This window comes from Nostoc sp. DedQUE02 (assembly GCF_034531035.1).
Taxonomy (GTDB): Bacteria; Cyanobacteriota; Cyanobacteriia; order Cyanobacteriales; family Nostocaceae; genus Nostoc.
In genome coordinates, this window is sequence record NZ_JAVRBY020000009.1 from 72,535 (window position 1) to 93,035 (window position 20,501).

Consider the following 20,501-nt stretch of genomic DNA (forward strand, 5'->3'; position numbering starts at 1 on the left):
GACAAATTCCCTACTCTTTAGCTAAAACACCATTAAGAAAAATATCAGCGAGTCCTTCGGCCATTTCCTGCATTTGTTGGGGAGAGGCATCAGGTTCCATGAGGGTGTTGTTAGAAAAACCTGCGATCGCAAACATTCCTAAGAAAACTTTTGCAACTAATTTCGCGTCCCCTTGACGATAAATACCTTTATCCATCGCTGTTTGAAAGAATGCTTCGCCGACATCAGTCATTTTGGTAATGACTTCTAATTGAATGCGATCGCGCAAATCGGGGTGAAATTGCACCTCCATAAAACAAACGCGCATCAAATCGGCATTTTTTTGGAAATTCCACATCCGACGGCGCATCACCTGAGCGACGGCTTTATAACTGCCCATTTCACTTAATTCTGTGAGCAAATCTGTCAGAATCTCTACCCAGCCATTCGTGGCTACTTCCACTAAAATTGCTTTTTTATTTGGAAAATGGCGAAATAAAGTACCTTCAGCTATACCTGCCGCTTGTGCTAAGTCGCGGGTGGTAGTGCCGTCAAATCCCTGAGAGGCAAACAACCTTTGCGCTGCGTGTAAAATTCGGGTGCGCGTCTGAGCCTCTGAGGGCGGGGAAGAATTAAAAACTCGCATAACAGTTATGGTTAGATATCCGTAACAAGACTTGTAGCATTATTATCTAAGTCAAGTGCAAAGAGTCACTGAAAGCTTAATACAAGATTAACGCTCTTTTGCTAAGTATCCTGTTATTTAGGTAATGTAACTTTATCTTACTTCTCGCTTATGAACCAGAGCAGTCGGTCAATTTTAGATTTTAGACTTCGGCTACGCTCAGTCGAACGATTGGGGACTTCGACTTACTTCGACTACGCTCAGTACAAGTCGCTCAGTCGAACGATTTTGGATTGGTCAGATCGAGTATCTGTCATATTGCGGCGGTTGTTTATCATTTTCTTGACTTTAATTATCTTCTCGTGGGGATTGCTGCCAGAAGTTGCTCTCGCTCAAACTCAGACAGCACCTCCTCAAGAAACTAAAACTCCAACCCCGCCAGTTGAAAGTTCAATCCAACCTTATCTCGATCGAGTTATTAAGCAGTTAACGGAGTTTCGCCTCGACAATGGTTTGAAATTTATTGTCTTGGAACGACATCAAGCCCCCGTGGTTTCTTTTCTGACTTATGCGAATGTGGGTGGTGTGGATGAGCCAGATGGTAAAACTGGTGTAGCTCACTTTTTGGAACATTTGGCGTTTAAAGGCACAACGCGCATTGGTACACAAGACTACAAAAAAGAAAAACCGCTACTAGATACCTTAGAGCAGTTGAATGCTCAAATTAAAACAGCGAAAGCCAATGGCAGAAAAGCTGAGGTTATTCGGTTACAAACTGAGTTTGAGCAAGTGGAAGCGCAAGCAGGCAAGCTAGTCAAGCAAAATGAATTAGGACAAATTGTCGAACAAGCGGGAGGCGTGGGTTTAAATGCCAATACTTCAACCGAAGCGACTCGTTATTTTTACAGCTTTCCTGCCAATAAGCTAGAACTTTGGATGTCGTTGGAGTCAGAACGATTTCTCGATCCGGTAATTCGTCGTGAGTTTTATAAAGAGAAAGATGTAATTTTAGAAGAACGACGGATGCGGATAGAGAATTCACCTATTGGATTGATGGTGGAAAAGTTTATCGATACTGCTTATAAAACCCATCCCTACAGGCGTCCGGTGATTGGTTATGACGAAGATATCCGCAATCTGACACCAGAAGATGTCCAAAAGTTTTTTGATACTCACTACGTACCAAGTAATTTGACCATTGCTATTGTCGGAGATGTCAACCCGGCTGAGGTGAAAAAACTGGCGCAAATTTATTTTGGCCGCTTTCAAGCCAAAACCAAAGCTGTTGAAGAAATTCCAGTGGAACCACCACAACAACAAACACGGGAAGTTACTTTACAGCTACCTTCTCAACCCTGGTATTTAGAAGGTTATCATCGTCCGGCGATTACTCATCCAGATAATGCCATCTATGAAATTATTGGCAGTTTATTAAGTGATGGGCGCACGTCTCGGCTATATAAGTCTTTGGTAGAAAAGCAGCGTTTGGCGCTAAATGCTCAAGGTTACAGTGGATTTCCTGGAGACAAGTACCCAAACTTGATATTTTTCTATGCTCTCACAGCTCCTGGTCATACTGTTGATGAGTTGGCGGTGGCTTTGCGTCAAGAAATTGACAAATTAAAAACTGAGCCTGTGGCGGCGGTTGATTTGCAACGAGTGAAAACCCAAGCACGGGCGGGTTTGTTACGTACTCTCGATTCCAATATGGGCATGGCTCAACAATTGTTGGAATATGAAGTGAAAACTGGCTCTTGGCGGAATTTGTTTAAGCAGTTGGATGACATTTCAGCAGTGACAACGGCTGATATTCAACGGGTGGCAAAGGAAACTTTTACGCCGAAAAATCGCACGATTGGTAAGTTGTTGTCGAAAGAAGCTTAAGAGAAACGAACGGCAAAGGCGCAAAGGAAGAGAGATATGCAGAGGTATAAGGTGAAGGGTAAACAATTCAAAATTCAAAATTCAAAATTCAAAATTCAAAATAGGAAGGGGCTGATTTATGCTTTGGTTGCTGTTTTTGCGTGCTTACTTTTAACTTGTAATTTTTCTCTGGCGGCGACGGCTGAGGCGAATCATTACACAGAATTGCAGCTACCACCGCTACCTGAGATTAAGTTACCCAAGTATGAGCGGTTTGTGCTGCAAAATGGCTTGGTTGTCTATTTAATGGAGGATCACGAGTTACCGTTGGTGAATGGTACGGCGTTTGTACGGACAGGAAATCGCTTGGAACCAATGGAGAAAGTTGGGTTGGCTGGTTTTACAGGTGCAGTGATGCGAACTGGAGGAACTAAGCAGCATTCGTCTGATGAACTCAACGAGATATTAGAACAACGGGCGGCATCTGTGGAAGTTGGTATTGGTGAAACTTCTGGAAGTGCTAGCTTTGACGCCCTCAGTGAAGATTTAGAAACAGTGTTTGGGCTGTTTGCTGAGGTGCTGCGATCGCCTGTATTTGCTCAAGAAAAGCTAGACTTGGCGAAAACTCAAGCCAAAGGTGGCATTGCCCGTCGTAATGATAATCCAGATGGGATTGCTAATCGGGAATTTAAAAAATTAATCTACGGGAAAGATAGTCCTTATGCCCGCACCATAGAGTATGCGACGGTGGATAAAGTTGAGCGTGAGGATTTGCTCAAGTTTTATCAGCAATATTTCCATCCCAATAATATAATTTTGGGGATTGTGGGCGATTTTGATGCTAAGAAAATGCGATCGCTCATTCAAGCTAAGTTTGGCGATTGGCAGCGTAACCCAGGTATCGCTAAACCCACATTACCAAAGGTTTCACCAGCTAATACAGGTGGAGTCTTTTTTGTCAATCAGCCCCAACTGACGCAAAGTAGTGTGCTTATCGGGCATTTGGGCGGGCGTTTCGATAGTCCCGATTATGCAGCGCTGGATGTATTGAATGGAGTCTTAAATGGATTTGGTGGACGCTTATTTAATGAATTGCGATCGCGTCAAGGTTTAGCTTACTCTGTCTACGGTCAGTGGAGTCCCCGCTACGATTATCCTGGCATATTTATCGCTGGTGGAGAAACGCGATCGGATGCTACCGTCCAGTTTGTCAAAGCCTTACAAACCCAAATCAAGCGCACCCAGACTCAAAGAGTGACTGCAAAAGAACTGGCTTATGCTAAAGAGTCTACACTTAACTCCTTTGTATTCAACTTTCAAGACCCTAGCCAAACCTTATCACGCTTGATGCGATACGAATATTACGGCTATCCTGCTGATTTTCTCTTTCGCTATCAAAAAGCCGTCGCCGCCACCACAGCAGCCGATGTCCAACGGGTAGCACGAGAATATCTCAAACCAGAAAAGATTGTAACTCTAGTAGTGGGGAATCAAACCGCTATTCAACCGCCATTGACACAGTTAGCTAAACAAGTGACACCAATAGATGTAACGATTCCTGGTTCGCAGCCACAGGCAAAGAATTAATCGCGTAGATGGGTAGACACTCAATAGACCTCTTGCAAAAATATGTTTTTGCACTCTTAGGGAAAAGGGTAAAGGTTAAAGGGAAAGGATTTTGAGTTTCTTTACCTTTTTCCCGTTCTCCCTTACCCCGACAAATGCCAAAAAGTCTAATATCCAATAAAATCGCAAGGCTCAGATCCCCGACTGTCTAAGAAATCGGGGATCTTGTTTTTAAAATAATTTTCTCCATTATCGGGAAATGATTGAGGACAAAGTGGAGTAATAAGTAGAAACTAAATCAGGAACCAAAACCTCTGGAATTCCCAGAGGTTTTTTTCTATTGATCCTAGAAGCGATCGCACCAGCATACACTTCCAATACTTGTCGGGTTTTGGGGAAAAGGGTAAGGGGAAAAAGGAAAGAAAAAACCCTTAACCCTTCCCCTTTAACCTTTTCCCCAAACCAAATTCTGAGTTCAAAATGCGAAACCCAAGTAGTATTGCATACACTTCTATAAAACAGCAAAAGTTGTCGCCCCTATCAGGTCAACTAGAGTAAGCTAAATTTAGGTTTTAACTATCGGCAGTGGAGATGATGTTGTTGGAATTAAAGCGCATCCATGTTCCACCAGGACAAAGAGTGCTACTACGAGATGCCACCTGGCAGGAATTGGAAACAATTCTAGAGGATTTAGGGGAACACCGAGCAGCACGAATTGCTTATGATAGGGGAATACTGGAGATTATGGCACCACTGCCAGAACATGAATATGACAAAGAAATTATTAGCGATTTAGTCAAAGCTCTTTTGGAAGAATTAGACATTGAGTTTAGATGCCTTGGTTCTACCACTTTCAAAAACCAAGCAATGGCTCAAGGTATAGAACCCGACCAGTGTTTCTATATAAAAAATGAATCTAAGATTCGCGGCAAAAAGCGGCTAGATTTAGTAGTAGATCCTCCTCCAGATTTAGCTCTAGAAATTGATATTACTTCTCGTACTCATTTTAATATTTATGAAGCGCTAAAAGTACCTGAGCTTTGGCGTTTCGATCGAGGAAAGCTCCAAATTAATGTTTTGCAAGACGAACATTATGTAGAATCACAGCAAAGCCTAAATTTTCCTATATTCCCACTAATTGAAGCGATTCCCCAATATCTGGAGCAAAGTACAACAGCAGGCAGAAATGCAACGCTCAAAGCTTTTCGTCTTTGGTTACAAAAACAGATACAACAGCAATAACTTATGCTGTCACCGTAATTCACAACATAAATTCTGAATTATATTAGACTTATTGCAAAAGTCGGGAAAAGGGTAAGGGGAAAGGGGGAAAGGTTTGTTATTTTCCCTTTACCCTTTAACCTTTACCCTTTTCCCCTCTCTTGCAAAAAACACTTTTGCAAGAGGTATACTGCATCTAAAAATTTGTAGGACAGCAATTAAATATAATCGCTGTCCTACAAAATCGAAATACAAATTAGCTATTGAAACAAGTGTTTATGCAGGTTCAGGAATTAATACTGTGTCAATCACATGAATCACACCGTTATCAGCTTCCACATCTGGCGTAATAACTGTCGCATTATTGATTTTCACAGCACCATTAGATGCATCAATTTTGATGCTGCTTCCTTCAACGGTTGGAGCAGAGTCTAAATTGACCACATCTGCTGACAACACTTTCCCTGAAACAACATGATAAGTTAAGATTCTTGTCAGTAGTGGAACGTCAGCAAGCAGTGAGTCTACTGTCCCTTCATGTAGCTTAGAAAATGCTTCGTCAGTTGGTGCAAAGACCGTAAATGGGCCAGCGCCCTTGAGGGTATCCACTAAACCAGCAGCTTGTACTGCTGCTACTAAGGTATTAAAGGAACCAGCATTAACAGCAGTATCAACAATGTCAGCCATATCTTTGATAAATTTCTGTATCTTTCGTTACTGAAAATATACTTTTATTCAAACTATTACTATCTATCTACAGATAGGTTAAATTTTGTTAATGACTTGATACCAACAAGATATTGTTTGGTGCTGGCAGACAAAGGATACGATGCTGATAAGCGCGTGATTGAACCCCTGCAAGCCCAAGGCAAAACTGTCGTGACTCCGCTCAAGTGCAACCGCAGGAATCCTCGTGATTACGACTTAGACTTGTACAAAGCTCGTTATTTAATTGAAAACTTCTTTGCTAAACTCAAACAGTACCGGGCGATGCCTACGCAACTCGCTATGATAAACGGGCAACCAACTTTCTAGGTGCTATTTATATTTATCTGGCTGCTTCTGTCATCTGGCTCAATTGATGACACGCCCTAGCATTAGCGGATAAATTGTACTTCTTTGAAGTCATTACTACCGCATTTTAATCTATGTTTTTTAAACCCAAAACATTTTTATCATCGCTTGCATTATTACTCAGTTTTGCAACTCTATTTCTGAGTTCTTGGATTATTCTTCCGGCTCCAAATATGTTTTTCCTCACCCTTGCAGTGGGAGCGCCAGAAGTCAGTCCTTGGTTATTTTTATTAAATTTGCTCTTTTTATTACTATCTTTATTCTATATCCGTCGCCGGAAATTACAGCGTTTAGTTTGCATTTTCAGTTTCATCGGATTGCTAATTTGTGGATGGGTGCTAGTAAATATTCCTCCAACTCAAATGCAGGTGGCTAAAGCGATGAAACAAGGGCTGGGAGCAAATTATCTAGAGCAAATTCCAGTCAAAGTAAGGGCTAATATGCAAACCCATTCCTTTGACTTAGTTAATTTCTTTCGGGGTATTAGATTAGGGAAAACGCGTCATCAAAAAGATATTCTCTTTGCTTCTCCTGGGGGAGTGCCTTTAAAAATGGAAGTTTATCAACCCCCAGAAGTAGGGAAATATCCAGCAGTGGTAGTAATTTATGGTGGAGCTTGGCAATATGGCAATACTCATGCCAATACCGAGTTTAATCAATATATTGCAAATCATGGATATACGGTATTTGCGATCGACTATCGACACGCACCTAAATATCAGTTTCCATCTCAGTTAGATGATGTGCGTACAGCCCTAAATTTTATTCGCAAACATGCAGCTGAATATGAAGCCGATTCAGAACGTATGATACTTTTAGGACGTTCTGCTGGCGCACATCTAGCAATGCTAGCGGCTTATCAACCCGATGCACCACTTATTCGTGCTGTGGTGAACTATTACGGGCCTGTTAACTTAACTGAAGGATACAAAACACCACCAAATCCCGATCCGATAAATTCTCGCGCTGTTTTAAAAGCATTTCTTGGTGGTTCTGTAGAAGAATTGCCTAATCGGTATGAAATTGCTTCACCGATAAATTACCTAACGCACCCTTTACCGCCAACTTTATTAATTTACGGCAGTCGCGACCATTTGGTGCAAGCGCGATTTGGCAGACAGATGTATGAACGTTTACATAATTCTGGCAATACTGCGGTTTTTCTGGAAATTCCTTGGGCGGAACATGCTTTTGATGCTGTTTTCAAGGGTGTAAGCAATCAATTAGCGTTGTATTATACTGAGAGATTTTTGGCTTGGGCGTTGTTCAGGCAATGATTTGATTCGCAGACTCACTCGCAAGTATTAAAAACTCAGCACTCCTTACTCCTTTTGAGGCCAGCGCCAATTGTAGCGATTCCATTCATACATACCTTGAATTTCATACTCAGCGCCATTGAAGAAGCGGACGACGCAATTAGTAGAGGAATCATCGCGATCGCTAATTTCCTTAACCTTAATTACCATACAGGGAAACCATTCCCGCTTACAAGGCCCATCTTCTTGCACCCATTCCCATAGTGCATTGGAAATTTCAATGCGATCGCCTACTCTTAACTTCAGTGCATCCTCAAAATAAGAATACTTGTCAAAATGATATGACTCAACCCGATTCAACCACTGTAAACCATAGCGTTGGCGAATAAATTGTACCGTTCCAGAGTCATTTTCCAGCAACCAGTCGTTGAGTAATTGCACTTTCCAAGTGCGGTTGCGTTGTTCTTCTTCCTTAACAAATTTTAAAAATGTTTCTAACTCCTCTGGGGTAAGTTCGTCTAGAGGATTAGCAATATTTGACTTTCCAGAGGTAGAATTTCCCTGTATTTGCTCAACCACTTGCAGTAATATCTGTTTCTGCGTGTCAGTGAGAGGACAGCTTGCTGCATCACAATCATTAAAGGCTGCGAACATAGCTACTTCAATCTCATCTGGAGTCATAAGTTCATAGCAATTGAGGGGTTATTCCCCTAATTATTACAAATGTTAAATTCAAGTCTCCAATCACCCTGTAGTTAAATATAGACATAATTAAATGTAAGATGCCTAATATTCAAGGAAGTCAGCAGAAAAACTTGATTCTGTCTCCTGAGTTCTTGGTATCGGTTTGGTATTTTCTAGTGTTGACCTATTTATCACCTAGTTAGGAAAATTGCCATGACTCAAACTCAGCATCCAACAAAACTCCTGACTTTTGCGGAATTTCTGGCTTATGACGATCCCACTGATACCCGCTATGAATTAGTGGATGGAGAGCTAGTAGAAATGCCAACCGAGAGCCAGGAAAATTGTGATATTGCCAAATTTCTATTATTCGAGTTGGCAAAGCATTTTCCTATTACCTTGCTGGCTTACAAGGACATTGAAGTTGAAGTTAGTGGGCGACGAGCAACCTGTCGCCTACCTGATCTGGTGTTGCATACGAAAGAATCGAAAGCGGCTTTGATTGGCAGTCCTCGCAATCTGATTACCCGCGATATGCCCCCGCCTGCGCTGGTGGTTGAAGTCGTCAGCCCCGGAACTGAGAACCGCAGCCGCGATTACCGTTATAAGCGCACAGAATACGCAGCTAGAGGCATTACTGAATACTGGATTGTCGATCCTGAGTTAAAACAAATCACTGTTTGCAAGTGGGTCGAGGGACAATATGAAGATACGGTCTTGAAGGGTACGGCAACCATTGCATCTGATATAGTACCTGATTGGGAATTGATCGTGGAGCAGGTATTTGCAGTGACGAATTAATCAGGGAAGTAGAGAATAGAGAGTAGGGGTATGTTGTAAGCTGAGGTTATCAGTTAATAATTATTGAATTAAATCACGGGGTCTTTTATGCGGTTGCGTTCACTCACGGTCGTTTTTATTTCATGTCTTATTACTTTTCTATCGTGGGTGATTATTCCCCCAGCTGAAGCCCTGACACAGATTAAACTATTTGATGTTTCCTATAAAGATTGTCCACCAGAACTAGCACAAGGGGCTGTTATCAGTAGTGGTAGCGCTGCTGCCAATTGTTTTCTGGTCGTTGGCAAAGCAGAAAATGGCACTAACAAAACAGTCTACGACGCAGATATTTTTGGACGCATCTATGATGCTAATAATGACTCGGTGATGCAAAACCGCACTCGCTTAGGCTCTATTACCGAGGTGCCACCAGGTATTAGCGATTTTGAATTGAGAATTTCTGTACCTGCGAATCAGCCTACTCCGTTGAAGCTAAAACAGTTCAAGGCTGCGGGGTTTAGCGGTCAAGTGCGTAAGTAATTCGTAATTCGTAATACTTCGGCTACGCTCAGTACAAGTTCGTAATTCGTAATTCTTAGTACGGCTAGGTAATTAGAAACCCTGTAAAAAATAGTAGAGACGCTTGTATACTTAACGTCTCTACACAATTCTTTACCAAGGTAGTAATCAAAATCCTTCTATAAGGGCAGGCTAGCTGGAATGGCACTCAAAAGACTACTAACTAGATTGAGTGCTAAGAAAGCTAAGATCGGCGAAAAATCCATACCGCCCAATGGGGGAATAATTGAGCGGAATAGATTCAGATAAGGATCGGTTATCTGGGCTAAAGCGGCAAATGGCTGGTTATACCAGTTGATTGTCGGGAACCAGGTTAGCAAAACCCGGATAATTAGCAAATAGCTATAAAAGGTGACAAAGGTAATTAGTGTTGTAATCAGTAAACTCATGGATAGCTTTGTTTCCTACTAGGTGTCAAACGCGGTCTTATGTTTTAATTTTAATTTAGTCCAAAGTCAAAAGTGTTTGCGGATTTCACCTTTACCACACTTGACACTTTCACCACGCCTAAACAAACTTCAAGAGTCTTTAGTGAGGGAGCGATCATTGCTTGGTTGGGGTGAACTACTATTCACGTTTCCTAGTTGATTTCGCACTTCATCTATTGTGGCATTTAGCTGGGCAATTTTATCTTCTAGCGATCGCCTGGCCGTTTCTATACTGTTGCTTTCACTTTCTGAGGCTTTCATCTGACGCCGCTTTGCTGCTATTTTCTTAGCTTCGGCTTGACTATCTGTCAGTTCTGTCTCTTCTTCTGCTAGCAATTGAGGATCGCGTCGAGAAGCAATCAGTGCCCCGATAACACCACCAAATACGCCACCAACAAACGCCCCTGCTAAAAAACCACTGCCAAAACCATCTCGCTGACTCATATCTTTACCGCCTTCAACAAACCTTGCAACTTTTACAGTAGTTATGCTATTTCCTGCCCTAGCTGCATACTAGCTTAAGTCCCAAAGATGCGATCGCCCGCATCTCCCAATCCCGGTACAATATATCCCTTGCTGTTCAGCTTTTCGTCAATAGTAGCAGTGTAAATTATTAAACCTGGATAAGCTTCACTCAATTTTTGCAAAGCTGGTGGAGCCGCTACTACACAAACAATCCTCGTCAGAGCCGGATCAGCACCTCGTTGTGTCAATTCTGCCATTGCCGTCATGATTGACCCTCCAGTTGCCAACATTGGATCGGTAATTAACACTCGTGTTTCCGGGTCAAATTTTTCTGGTAACTTGTTCAGATAACAATGAGGTTGCAGTGTCTCTTCGTCTCGCGCCAAGCCAAGGTGGTAAATCGATGCTAAGGGCAATAAAGTCTGCGCTCCCTCTAATAATCCTAATCCAGCTCGTAGAATTGGTACTACTGCCATAGGCACCTGCGGATCAATCACCGTTGCTGGACAGGTATCTAAAGGACTTTGCACTGCTATTTCTTGGGTTGGCAACCAGTCTCGTGCAGCTTCATAAGTCAGCCATCTTCCCAACTCAGTCATGGCGCTGCGGAACAATACTGAAGGCGTGCCTGCATCACGGGCAACTGCCAGCCAGTGTTTGATCAGGGGATGGGGTGGAACATAAACGCGCAATTGTAGCGTCATAGCCAGAAATAGGCGCCTTTTGATTGTATAAGAACTGAAACACCATAATACTCTTTCCTGCATCCGGCTGACAGCTTAAAATTAACAATCTCAATTTTATTGATAAAAATTTTCATTAGTAGTTGACATTAATTCTCAATCAAGGCTATATTCTTATAAAGTGTTCTCCTCTCTTTTAAGGATCGGCAGACGGGATTAGCCAGCAGTAGCAGGCTCGTCCCTCTTTTTTTTATTTGTCATTTGTCATTGGTCACTTGTACTGAGCGTAGTCGAAGTATTGGTCATTAGTTAAATTAAATATTGATTGACTCTAGACAAAGGACAAATACTTCTCTATGAGACGCTACGCGTTAGCGGAGCTTTCGCTTTAGCGATACGCTCAGTACAAATGACAAAGGACAGAGGACAAATGACAAATGATAAATGACGCAATCGTAATTGGGTCTGGGATTGGCGGATTAGTAACAGCGACCCAGTTGGCGGCGAAGGGAGCGAAAGTGCTGGTACTGGAACGTTATTTGATTCCAGGTGGTAGTGCTGGTTATTTTGAACGCCAAGGCTATCGATTCGATGTTGGGGCGTCAATGATTTTTGGGCTGGGACAGAACGGTACTACTAACTTACTCACCCGTGCATTATCAACTGTAAATGTTAGCCAAGAAGCGATCGCAGATCCGGTACAGATTCACTATCATTTACCCCAAGGTTTAGACCTGAAGGTTGACCGGATTTATGAAAAATTTTTGCAAAATCTTATTGCTCATTTTCGCCATGAAGAACAAGGGATTCGTCGTTTTTATGACGAATGCCAAAAAGTATTCAAGTGTCTCAACAGCATGGATTTGCTGTCGCTGGAAGAACCTCGGTATTTACTGCGCGTATTTTTCCAGCATCCTTTGGCGTGTCTCGGTTTAGCTAAGTATCTGCCGCAAAATGCTGGGGATGTGGCACGGCGTTACATCAAAGACCCGCAATTATTGAAGTTTATCGACATGGAATGTTATTGCTGGTCGGTGGTTCCATCAGACATGACTCCAATGATTAATGCTGGAATGGTCTTTTCTGACAGGCATTATGGCGGAGTTAACTATCCCAAAGGCGGAGTCGGACAAATCGCTCAAAAACTAGTCGAAGGTCTAGAAAAGGCTGGAGGTCAAATTCAGTACCAAGCTAGAGTCACCAAAATTCTTACAGAACAAGGAAAAGCGGTAGGTGTGCAACTGGCTAATGGTAAAGTATATCGGGGTAAACGTATAGTTTCTAATGCTACACGCTGGGATACATTTACACAATTACTACCAGTAGAAGCAATGCCAGATAATGAGAAAAAATGGCAACAAAACTACCAAAAATCTCCAAGCTTTTTGAGTTTACATATCGGGGTAAAGGAGTCAGTTTTACCTGCGGGGACAGAGTGTCACCATATTTTGCTGGAAGACTGGGAAAAGATGACAGCAGCAGAAGGCACAGTTTTTGTTTCGATTCCGACATTGCTTGACCCAGATTTAGCACCAAATGGATATCACATCATTCATGCCTTTACGCCTCACTGGATTGATGATTGGCAAGAACTTTCTCCAAGTGAGTACGAAGCGAAAAAAGAAAAGGCAGCTTGGCGAATTATTGACCGCCTAGAGAAGCTTTTTCCAGGTTTAGATGCCGGATTGGATTATTTAGAAGTAGGGACGCCGCGCACACATCGCCGCTTTTTGGGTCGTGAAGATGGCACTTATGGGCCAATTCCTCGGCGCAAGTTGTGGGGATTATTAAATATGCCCTTTAATCGCACAGCTATATCAGGACTTTATTGTGTAGGGGATAGTACCTTTCCAGGTCAAGGTTTGAATGCAGTCGCTTTTTCTGGGTTTGCTTGCGCCCATCGTATTGCCGTAGATTTAGGATTTTAATTACAGAAACAGCCTCTAACACAATAGTAAGCCTTGTTACTCCTGATCTGGTATTTTTTTGTTCTGAAAATTAGCTAACTCTGATGCTAAAGTCTCTTCTAATGCATTTAGAATCGCTTGGGGATCAACAGCTTCTTTCATTATTTGGGCTTGCGGATCAGAGCGATTTTTGACATTGGGAATATCTTGGCGTAATTCTTCAATTAAAGCGATAAGTTTTGCGATTTTCTGCTCAGAGAGCAGGTTAAGCTGAAGGCTAAGTTGCGCCCGTTGCTCTGCTAATTTTTCTTGACGCTCTTGTTTTATCAACACCCCTGTTGTTACTAACAGAGAACCTGCGGTCAGTGAAAATTGTAGCCAAGAAAATGGCGGGGGATCGAATCTTGATATGCCTAAACGTCGTGGTAAGACATTGGGTGTTACCCACAGAATAATTCCTAACAGGATGCTATACAGGAATACCGGACGACCAAAAAAGGCTGTTACTGTTTCTACAAACCGTTGATGTTGAGGTACGTCTTTTTCATAACGTCTGTGCAGGTCAATAATAGTCTCGATATTTTGACTAATCGCTTCCGGCAATGGGGCTGTGGGCAAAATGGTTTGGCAAGGTGCTGAAGATGGTACTTGCGGTGAATCTTTTGGATTTGGTTCATCTTGGGAAAACATGGACAGCTTTCTTGTAGTACTGATTTCTCTAAATCAATAACTCAAGTTTTAGCTATATATGTATACTTTTAGGTAGAAAAATATATGAAAGTACCTATAGACAGATTTTGGCAGATTGCGATTGCTGTTGAATCAAGCAGAGATATTGAAACAGAATCATAACATCAAATTTCTTGTTTCAATATTGCATTGAGATATAGTGACTTGTTAAAAGTATAGTTGATTATATACTTTTTAGATATGTCATTTTGATGTCAATGCTATGTCAGGATAACAGTCATGTTTACGTGGTATGTCTATTGAATATCTAATGTAGATTTCGCAATAAAAGCCTTCAGTGACAACACAATTGTGACATTGTGGCTCATGCCGGAGAAACAGTCATCAGCCACGATACGCAAACGCATTCGTGTGTGGATACGGTAGGTTACGCCATGCTCAAAATCGATTCGGTTGGTTCTTTACCGTGCCTTTTCACTGCAATTTACTAAACTTTTCATAATTGTGCTTTAATGGTGGGCGGCTTTTGTTCGTTCAATAATTTTCCTCACACACAAAGCGATCGCTGATGCTACTCACACACAAAGAAAACATTGTAAAATTTAGCTGGCTTCTACCCAGTTTCTTAAGCTTAATCCTACTTGGCTCCACTGTTAAAGCTAATGGTGCGATGCCTGTGGCGGGCGTAGCGATCACAAATTGGCATTTTGATAGCAATCGTAATCATCTGGACTTCACCACAGATAAGAATGTTCAACCGAAGGTACAACTACTTACCAACCCTACTCGTCTGGTAATTGATTTGTCTGGAGTTACATTAGGATATCCACAGACTAGTCAAAGAGTGGGGCCAGTAATTAAAGACATTCGCATTGAGCAGTTTAATGCAGAGACTACCCGTATGGTAGTTACTTTAGCACCCGGTTACACCTTTGATTTAGCACAGGTGCAACTGCAAGAGGAATCCCCCAATCATTGGTCTGTGCAGTTACCCAAGCCAATACAACTGGCTACAACCCAGCCGCAATATTTAGAGATAACTCCGAGTATTTCTCCAAGAGTGAATGATAATAGCACTCTCTTTGCTGGTGTGGTTCCAATGCATTCACCGATGAAAGCGCTGGAACCTCAAATTAAAGCCTTGATGAGTCGCTACAGCTTTCTGAAAACAGGAATGTTTTTTCTGGATTTGGATACTGGGGATTATTTGGATATTGGAGGCGATCGCGTTTTCCCTGCTGCTAGTACAATCAAACTGCCAATTCTCATCGCCTTTTTCCAGGATTTAGATGCTGGTAAAGTCACCCTTCAGGAAAATCTGACGATGCGGGGTGATTTAGTCACCAATGGTTCTGGAATTATGCAGTATGAACGAGTTGGGAAGAAGTACACAGCTTTGGAAACCATCACTAAGATGATTACCATTAGTGATAATACCGCTACCAACATGATTATCGATCGCTTAGGTGGAGCGGCGAAACTAAATCAGCGTTTTCGTAGTTGGGGACTGAAAGACACGGTAATTCGCCATCTTTTAGCTGATTTGAGAGGAACCAACACCACAAGTTCTCAAGATATGGCACGGGTGCTGGCTTTAGTTGTGAATAACAAGTTAGTTTCGCCACAAAGTCGGGAGCAAGCTTTAGATATTCTGCGTCACACCACAATTCACACATTGCTTCCCGCCGGTTTGGGGAAAGGTGCAGTTATCGCCAACAAAACTGGAGATATCGGCTTTCTTATCGGTGATGCGGGATTTGTAACTATGCCCAATGGTAAGCGCTATTTGGCCGCCATTTTCGTCACCCGTCCCTATAAAGACACCAGGGGAAGAGACTTTATTCGTCAAGTTTCCCAACTTGTTTACAATTACCTGAATCAAGAGAACCCGGTTGCTGCGGTTGATTCGCCTAATAGTATTACGAGATAGTAATAGGCGGTTAGAAACCGCGTTTACATAAACAAAACCCACCTCCGTGGGTTAAAAAACCTTAATTTTCTCTTAGTCCGCGGAGGCGGACTTAGCCTGTATAGCCGCGAATTCTATTCGCCCAGGCTTAAGTTGACAATAATGACAGCTTAAGCCCCTACAGTAATTAGATAATTGTGATTTTACTTGCGGCTTTAATAGCCTTTTCCCTAGCCTCTTCGATATTAATACCCTTCGCCAAAGCTACGCCCATTCGCCGATATGGATGAGCATTAGGTTTACCAAATAATTTAATATCTACATCTTTTTCTGACAAAGCATCGGCAACACCACTAAAAGCAATAGAATCAGATTTTTCTGAGGCTAAAATTACCGCACTAGCTGAGGCTCCTAGCTGTTCTATTTGAGGAATTGGTAAGTCTAAAATAGCTCTTAAATGTAGTTCAAATTCATTGAGATTTTGTGAGATTAATGTCACCATTCCTGTATCGTGCGGTCTGGGAGAAAGCTCTGAAAAAATAACTTCATCTTTGGTAATAAAAAATTCAACGCCAAAAATTCCGGCTCCTCCTAAAGCATCAGTAACTTTTATAGCTATTTCTTGGGATTTTAATATTTTATCTTCAGAAATTTCTGCGGGTTGCCATGATTCTTGATAATCTCCTCGTTCTTGACGATGACCAATGGGAGAACAGAAAATTGTTGGTGCATTCCACTGTTTAATTGTTAGTAAAGTTATTTCGATTTCAAAATTAATAAATTCTTCGACGATGACCTTTTGACTGTCTCCTCTAGAATTAGCGATCGCATAATTCCAAGCCTTCTCAACCTCACTCTTATCCTGGACTACAGACTGACCTTTTCCAGAGGATGACATCACAGGTTTAACAACATTACTAAACCCAATTTGATCGGAAACTGCAATTAATTCTTCTAAAGTTGTTGCATAACCATATTTAGCTGTTCTAATGCCCAATTCTTGATGCGCCAGTTCCCGAATTCTGTCGCGGTTCATTGTGTAGTTAGTAGCTGCCGCAGTCGGTATAACTGTAATCCCTCGCTGTTCAAATTCAATCAGTTTTTCTGTTCTGATTGCTTCAATTTCTGGTATAATTATATTTGGCTGATGTTTTGTCACTACAGCTTCTAAATCATCAGCACTGAGCATAGAAATAACTTCAAAAGCATCAGCAACATGCATCGCTGGAGCATTAGCGTAGCGGTCAACGGCAATTACATAATTACCAAGACGTTGAGCTGCGATCGCAAATTCTTTGCCTAGTTCTCCTGAACCTAGCAACATCAATTTTTGGGGTAACTTAATACTCATTAACTTATCCAGTCAATTTCAATTTAATCATATAATTTTTTGTGTTTTCATTACCATCTCCTCAAGAATTAAATATAGCTCCACGTAGTTCTAAATCTTGACGTTGTAGATCGTTTAAACCAGTACCTACGCCAAGCTGACATTTATCTACTAAAGTCTCTAACCAAATAGTCTCGTTTAGAGTTGCACCTCGTAAATCTGCATTTCTCAAGTTGGCTTTCGTAAAATTTACAAATAAAAGGTCTGCATTGACTAAACTACTACCTTGTAGATTTGCTCCTGATAAGTTTCCTCGAATCAAATTTACTTCATCTAAAATTAAACCAGATAAATCTGCTCCAATAAGATTAGGAAACTTTAACTGACTGGGATATTTAAAAAACCGCATTATACAGATGATATTGGCTTCATTTAGTTGTATTTTAGTTAAAAATTCATAACGAGCTATACCCATTTGCTTAAGAATTTGTAGACGCTGTGGTGGATTTTTTTCTAAAAACTGGATGGCTGTATGGCGTAGGTCTTGAGTCGATAGATTTAGCATGATTGTCAGATTGTCGTGATACTTATGCTAATTAAAAGTTTAACCTTAATGCAAAAACCCCGACTTCTCAACGAAATCGGGATTCTAATAGATAACTATTTACTTAGCGTCCTGCCAATAATGCTTTCGTAGCAGATTCGCCTGCTAATCTCACGCGTCTTGTTAACTGGAAATTCAACAATGCTAAAACACTCAACTCTGCTAGGAGTGCCATAAAAATTGTTGTCACCCCAGAGTATTGTATCGCTGCCCAAGGATAAGTTGAAAACAGCCAGATAGTAGGATATTTCCACGAAGAGATACCGAGAAATTGTAGAATCATCGGTGGTAGGAAGCTTACTACACTTATAGTACCTATTGCCCAGAAAGAACGTTTGGGAGTTTTCAGCAAAAGTATCAATTGAACGATGGTAGCATAAATCATCATTAAGCTGATAGACAAAGCTATAGCTAAAAGTACTTTCAACCTGTCAACATTCTCACCTGCCCAATTTGGGCTATGTGTATCAAAAACAGATGTAAATGAAATCCAAACTAGCCAGGGGATAGTAACAATTGCCAGATTAATAGCGATCGCCACGAGTGCAGGACTTTTTTCAGCCCAAATTAGATCCTGCCAAACACTCTTGTGGCTAGAAACTGCCTGATGTCGATATCTTGCCCAATCTTGTACATCTTGACGGTGAGGAGAAAGAACCGCAATTAAACTAAAAATTAACACCAAATTATACAGTGCTAGTGAAGCAAAATTGTCTCTAACTTGCTCATCCAATTTGAAATTATTGTTAGCAATTTGTAGAGTAAATCCCCACATCATAAACTGGCAAAATCCTACCATTAAGTAACTTTGCTTTTTGCTGAGCGTTGAGGCTTCAGGATTGCGGAAGCAACGTTTAAGAGCTTGCAAAATACCGTAACTACACAATCCAAAATTCAACAAGTGAAAACCAACTACACTAACAACACTTGTTCCTAATGGTAAATAGAAAAACTGCCAGTATTTCAGAGGAGAAGCATTGGAGAGGTGGAACAAGTTAGGAAATAGATAATTAGTTATATCCCAAGGATTAAAGAGTCTAAACCAAGCACTTGAATTATTTAAATTGTTGTAAGATGATGCCAGCCCCATCGTTGTGCATAGAAAAATCAAAACTGCACCACTACCCAACCAAGGCTGAAAACCGCTAAACCAACGACTCAGTAAGCCAAATAATAGTGCTGCACTGTAGAAGAAAATACAGCTAGCAGCAAGAATTGCGTAGTAACTTAAAATGTAACTAAAGGCAATGTTAGCAGACAGCCCAGCCCAGAAATGTAAAGGAACTGCTACTAAGACGATCAGATAAATTAAACTCGGAACCCCTAACAACTTACCAGTCAATATAGTTGTTTCTGATTGAGGACTGAGACGGATGAAATTCAGCGTACCGCGAGTTTCTTCTTTGGCTAAATCGTTGATTAGCAAAAAAGTTCCTGCAACTAATAGTGTAAATATAAAAATTACACTCAACGAGAGGAATATATATTCCCAATGATCTCGCCACCACAATTGCCAATCAATTTGGTTTGCAGGGCAAAAATTCTTGGAGAAAAAATCATTGAAGTCAGCAATTCTAGATTGATCTAATTGCTGGTAAAACTGATTTTGTTTTTGTTCATATACTCGACGTAAACCACAGTATGTACCAGTTAGGGAGTATTTATTATCAGGAAATTCGCGCAACTGATATAAAAAAACTACCAGTTGTAGTAATAAGGATGTTGCAGCTGCGATCGCTACATTAAAAAATTTCAGTCGTCCTTTGAGTTCCCGCAATAGTTGCGGATTCCAATCGCCGATTTTATCTATTAAATTGGGCATCATAGCAAAAAATTCTCCAAAAATGGGGAGTGATATTTATTGACGAATCAAGATGCTTGTTTGTGACCTAATTTTAAGAAAATGCTTTCTAAGTCTTCTTGTGTGCAGTGAAAATCAGTCAGGGGAATACCTGCTTTGATGAGCGATCGCAACAACTCTGCACTATCTTCATCTTTGCCGGAAAAATTTACCCGCACACTGTTTTTTCCTACTATCACCTCCGATTCTTGTACCAAAGGATGATGTTTTAGTTCGCTCAAAAGTGCCTCTAAGTTCCCCAGAGTTGAGATCACAATTTGCTGATGAGCAAGACGCTGATAAAGTTGTTGTAGAGAAGTACTTTCTACCAAGAAGCCAAGTTCCATAATTCCTACAGAAGTACAGAGTTCAGCTAAATCACTGAGAACGTGGGAAGAAATAATTACAGTCATTCCAGCTTCTTGTAAAGCCTTAATGATTTCCCGAAAGTGCATCCTAGCAATGGGATCAAGCCCAGAAACAGGCTCATCTAGTAATAATAAAATCGGTTCGTGGATAATGGTTCGCGCTAAACTTAAGCGCTGTTTCATCCCCCGCGACAGAGTAGAAATCTGACTATTGCGTTTATTGCCAAGTTGAATAAGTTCTAAAACTTCATGTAAGCGTTGAGTGCGGCGTGGTTCTCGCAAGCGATACAGACGCGCAAAATAATCTAGGTAATCCCAAACTGTCAAATCCTCATACAGTGGGTAGTCATCGGGTAAGTAGCCTAGACGACGCTTGAGCTTAGGATTACTCTTGTCACGGAGTAAGCGATCGCCATTAATATAAATCTCACCCGTAGTTGGTTCCTCAGCAGTTGCCAACATACGGATGAGAGTTGTTTTACCCGCGCCATTCGGCCCGATCAGTCCATATACTTCCCCCGCCTGGATTTCTAAATCAACATCATTGACAGCAACGTGCCGGTCAAATTGCTTAGTTAATCCACGGGTGCAAATTGCTAATTCTTTTACCATCGCTGCTGGGGTGCGGCTTGTGATTAACAGTTAACCTA

At 41.4% G+C, this 20,501-nt stretch carries 20 protein-coding genes; 9 read left to right on the forward strand and 11 right to left on the reverse strand.

Translation table 11 applies throughout. The features are described from left to right. Positions 1–10: 10 nt before the first annotated feature. On the reverse strand, positions 11–625 hold the full coding sequence (locus tag RMX98_RS10825) for a TetR/AcrR family transcriptional regulator (RefSeq protein WP_322681570.1): 615 nt from the start codon (positions 623–625) through the stop codon (positions 11–13). Positions 626–775: 150 nt separating this feature from the next. Between RMX98_RS10825 and RMX98_RS10830 the strand changes: the two genes are divergently transcribed. From RMX98_RS10830 to RMX98_RS10840, 3 genes are all read left to right on the forward strand, one after another. Then, positions 776–2,488: a pitrilysin family protein gene (locus RMX98_RS10830; RefSeq protein WP_322681569.1), complete on the forward strand. Its 1,713-nt coding sequence runs from the start codon at positions 776–778 to the stop codon at positions 2,486–2,488. Between the two features lie 36 nt (positions 2,489–2,524). Next, positions 2,525–4,054 (forward strand): pitrilysin family protein, encoded by a 1,530-nt coding sequence (locus RMX98_RS10835; RefSeq protein ID WP_322681568.1) that lies wholly within the window; start codon positions 2,525–2,527, stop codon positions 4,052–4,054. A gap of 573 nt (positions 4,055–4,627) precedes the next feature. Further along, positions 4,628–5,275: a Uma2 family endonuclease gene (locus RMX98_RS10840; RefSeq protein ID WP_322681639.1), complete on the forward strand. Its 648-nt coding sequence runs from the start codon at positions 4,628–4,630 to the stop codon at positions 5,273–5,275. Positions 5,276–5,530: 255 nt separating this feature from the next. Here RMX98_RS10840 and RMX98_RS10845 read toward each other — a convergent pair whose 3' ends face one another. Further along, positions 5,531–5,941 carry a fasciclin domain-containing protein gene (locus RMX98_RS10845; RefSeq protein ID WP_322681567.1) on the reverse strand — a complete coding sequence of 137 codons (411 nt, stop codon included), beginning with the start codon at positions 5,939–5,941 and terminating at the stop codon, positions 5,531–5,533. A 96-nt stretch (positions 5,942–6,037) separates the two neighbouring features. Between RMX98_RS10845 and RMX98_RS10850 the strand changes: the two genes are divergently transcribed. Together RMX98_RS10850 and RMX98_RS10855 are read left to right on the forward strand one after the other, a co-directional pair. Next, entirely contained in the window at positions 6,038–6,289 is a 252-nt protein-coding gene (locus tag RMX98_RS10850; RefSeq protein WP_409881092.1) for a transposase, read from the forward strand. Positions 6,290–6,402: 113 nt separating this feature from the next. After that, positions 6,403–7,605 carry an alpha/beta hydrolase gene (locus RMX98_RS10855; protein WP_322681566.1) on the forward strand — a complete coding sequence of 401 codons (1,203 nt, stop codon included), beginning with the start codon at positions 6,403–6,405 and terminating at the stop codon, positions 7,603–7,605. A gap of 45 nt (positions 7,606–7,650) precedes the next feature. Here RMX98_RS10855 and RMX98_RS10860 read toward each other — a convergent pair whose 3' ends face one another. Then, positions 7,651–8,265, reverse strand: coding sequence for a hypothetical protein (locus RMX98_RS10860; protein ID WP_322681565.1), 615 nt, complete (start codon positions 8,263–8,265; stop codon positions 7,651–7,653). Positions 8,266–8,481: 216 nt separating this feature from the next. Between RMX98_RS10860 and RMX98_RS10865 the strand changes: the two genes are divergently transcribed. Then, on the forward strand, positions 8,482–9,069 hold the full coding sequence (locus tag RMX98_RS10865; RefSeq protein ID WP_322681564.1) for a Uma2 family endonuclease: 588 nt from the start codon (positions 8,482–8,484) through the stop codon (positions 9,067–9,069). An 87-nt stretch (positions 9,070–9,156) separates the two neighbouring features. Continuing rightward, the gene (locus tag RMX98_RS10870; protein WP_322681563.1) at positions 9,157–9,588 is read left to right on the forward strand and encodes a biotin carboxylase; all 432 of its coding nucleotides are present in this window, start codon (positions 9,157–9,159) and stop codon (positions 9,586–9,588) included. Positions 9,589–9,746: 158 nt separating this feature from the next. Here RMX98_RS10870 and RMX98_RS10875 read toward each other — a convergent pair whose 3' ends face one another. The 3 genes from RMX98_RS10875 to upp all read right to left on the reverse strand — a co-directional run bounded on the left by RMX98_RS10875 (position 9,747) and on the right by upp (position 11,224). Continuing rightward, a complete protein-coding gene (locus RMX98_RS10875; RefSeq protein ID WP_322671822.1) occupies positions 9,747–10,016 on the reverse strand; it encodes a YggT family protein in 270 nt (89 codons plus the stop codon). A 129-nt stretch (positions 10,017–10,145) separates the two neighbouring features. Beyond that, entirely contained in the window at positions 10,146–10,499 is a 354-nt protein-coding gene (locus RMX98_RS10880) for a hypothetical protein (protein ID WP_322681562.1), read from the reverse strand. A gap of 74 nt (positions 10,500–10,573) precedes the next feature. Further along, positions 10,574–11,224 (reverse strand): uracil phosphoribosyltransferase, encoded by a 651-nt coding sequence (gene upp, locus RMX98_RS10885; protein ID WP_322681561.1) that lies wholly within the window; start codon positions 11,222–11,224, stop codon positions 10,574–10,576. 416 nt (positions 11,225–11,640) lie between these two features. Between upp and crtH the strand changes: the two genes are divergently transcribed. After that, the gene (gene crtH / locus RMX98_RS10890) at positions 11,641–13,131 is read left to right on the forward strand and encodes a carotenoid isomerase (RefSeq protein ID WP_322681560.1); all 1,491 of its coding nucleotides are present in this window, start codon (positions 11,641–11,643) and stop codon (positions 13,129–13,131) included. Positions 13,132–13,167: 36 nt separating this feature from the next. On the opposite strand, the gene RMX98_RS10895 is transcribed toward crtH, so the two are convergent. Beyond that, positions 13,168–13,800 carry a DUF1003 domain-containing protein gene (locus tag RMX98_RS10895; protein ID WP_322681559.1) on the reverse strand — a complete coding sequence of 211 codons (633 nt, stop codon included), beginning with the start codon at positions 13,798–13,800 and terminating at the stop codon, positions 13,168–13,170. A gap of 568 nt (positions 13,801–14,368) precedes the next feature. Here RMX98_RS10895 and RMX98_RS10900 point away from each other — a divergent pair. After that, positions 14,369–15,730: a serine hydrolase gene (locus tag RMX98_RS10900; protein ID WP_322681558.1), complete on the forward strand. Its 1,362-nt coding sequence runs from the start codon at positions 14,369–14,371 to the stop codon at positions 15,728–15,730. 166 nt (positions 15,731–15,896) lie between these two features. Here RMX98_RS10900 and purT read toward each other — a convergent pair whose 3' ends face one another. The 4 genes from purT to RMX98_RS10920 form a co-directional block, all read right to left on the reverse strand. Beyond that, complete coding sequence (gene purT, locus RMX98_RS10905) at positions 15,897–17,060, reverse strand: formate-dependent phosphoribosylglycinamide formyltransferase (protein WP_322681557.1); 1,164 nt, start codon at positions 17,058–17,060, stop codon at positions 15,897–15,899. 61 nt (positions 17,061–17,121) lie between these two features. Further along, the gene (locus tag RMX98_RS10910) at positions 17,122–17,604 is read right to left on the reverse strand and encodes a pentapeptide repeat-containing protein (protein ID WP_322681556.1); all 483 of its coding nucleotides are present in this window, start codon (positions 17,602–17,604) and stop codon (positions 17,122–17,124) included. Between the two features lie 103 nt (positions 17,605–17,707). After that, a complete protein-coding gene (locus RMX98_RS10915; RefSeq protein ID WP_322681555.1) occupies positions 17,708–19,468 on the reverse strand; it encodes an ABC transporter permease subunit in 1,761 nt (586 codons plus the stop codon). A 44-nt stretch (positions 19,469–19,512) separates the two neighbouring features. Further along, on the reverse strand, positions 19,513–20,463 hold the full coding sequence (locus RMX98_RS10920; protein ID WP_322681554.1) for an ABC transporter ATP-binding protein: 951 nt from the start codon (positions 20,461–20,463) through the stop codon (positions 19,513–19,515). Between the last annotated feature and the right edge of the window lie 38 nt (positions 20,464–20,501).

What these genes read in the sequence shown, in the direction of transcription:
- RMX98_RS10920 (WP_322681554.1), bottom strand. Translation starts at nt 20,463, where the DNA reads ATGGTAAAAGAATTAGCAATTTGCACCCGTGGATTAACTAAGCAATTT.
- RMX98_RS10840 (WP_322681639.1), top strand. Translation starts at nt 4,628, where the DNA reads ATGTTGTTGGAATTAAAGCGCATCCATGTTCCACCAGGACAAAGAGTG.
- RMX98_RS10830 (WP_322681569.1), top strand. Translation starts at nt 776, where the DNA reads ATGAACCAGAGCAGTCGGTCAATTTTAGATTTTAGACTTCGGCTACGC.
- RMX98_RS10870 (WP_322681563.1), top strand. Translation starts at nt 9,157, where the DNA reads ATGCGGTTGCGTTCACTCACGGTCGTTTTTATTTCATGTCTTATTACT.
- RMX98_RS10865 (WP_322681564.1), top strand. Translation starts at nt 8,482, where the DNA reads ATGACTCAAACTCAGCATCCAACAAAACTCCTGACTTTTGCGGAATTT.
- RMX98_RS10845 (WP_322681567.1), bottom strand. Translation starts at nt 5,941, where the DNA reads ATGGCTGACATTGTTGATACTGCTGTTAATGCTGGTTCCTTTAATACC.
- RMX98_RS10825 (WP_322681570.1), bottom strand. Translation starts at nt 625, where the DNA reads ATGCGAGTTTTTAATTCTTCCCCGCCCTCAGAGGCTCAGACGCGCACC.
- RMX98_RS10855 (WP_322681566.1), top strand. Translation starts at nt 6,403, where the DNA reads ATGTTTTTTAAACCCAAAACATTTTTATCATCGCTTGCATTATTACTC.
- RMX98_RS10915 (WP_322681555.1), bottom strand. Translation starts at nt 19,468, where the DNA reads ATGATGCCCAATTTAATAGATAAAATCGGCGATTGGAATCCGCAACTA.
- RMX98_RS10880 (WP_322681562.1), bottom strand. Translation starts at nt 10,499, where the DNA reads ATGAGTCAGCGAGATGGTTTTGGCAGTGGTTTTTTAGCAGGGGCGTTT.
- upp (WP_322681561.1), bottom strand. Translation starts at nt 11,224, where the DNA reads ATGACGCTACAATTGCGCGTTTATGTTCCACCCCATCCCCTGATCAAA.
- crtH (WP_322681560.1), top strand. Translation starts at nt 11,641, where the DNA reads ATGATAAATGACGCAATCGTAATTGGGTCTGGGATTGGCGGATTAGTA.
- RMX98_RS10900 (WP_322681558.1), top strand. Translation starts at nt 14,369, where the DNA reads ATGCTACTCACACACAAAGAAAACATTGTAAAATTTAGCTGGCTTCTA.
- RMX98_RS10895 (WP_322681559.1), bottom strand. Translation starts at nt 13,800, where the DNA reads ATGTTTTCCCAAGATGAACCAAATCCAAAAGATTCACCGCAAGTACCA.
- RMX98_RS10860 (WP_322681565.1), bottom strand. Translation starts at nt 8,265, where the DNA reads ATGACTCCAGATGAGATTGAAGTAGCTATGTTCGCAGCCTTTAATGAT.
- purT (WP_322681557.1), bottom strand. Translation starts at nt 17,060, where the DNA reads ATGAGTATTAAGTTACCCCAAAAATTGATGTTGCTAGGTTCAGGAGAA.
- RMX98_RS10910 (WP_322681556.1), bottom strand. Translation starts at nt 17,604, where the DNA reads ATGCTAAATCTATCGACTCAAGACCTACGCCATACAGCCATCCAGTTT.
- RMX98_RS10835 (WP_322681568.1), top strand. Translation starts at nt 2,525, where the DNA reads ATGCAGAGGTATAAGGTGAAGGGTAAACAATTCAAAATTCAAAATTCA.
- RMX98_RS10875 (WP_322671822.1), bottom strand. Translation starts at nt 10,016, where the DNA reads ATGAGTTTACTGATTACAACACTAATTACCTTTGTCACCTTTTATAGC.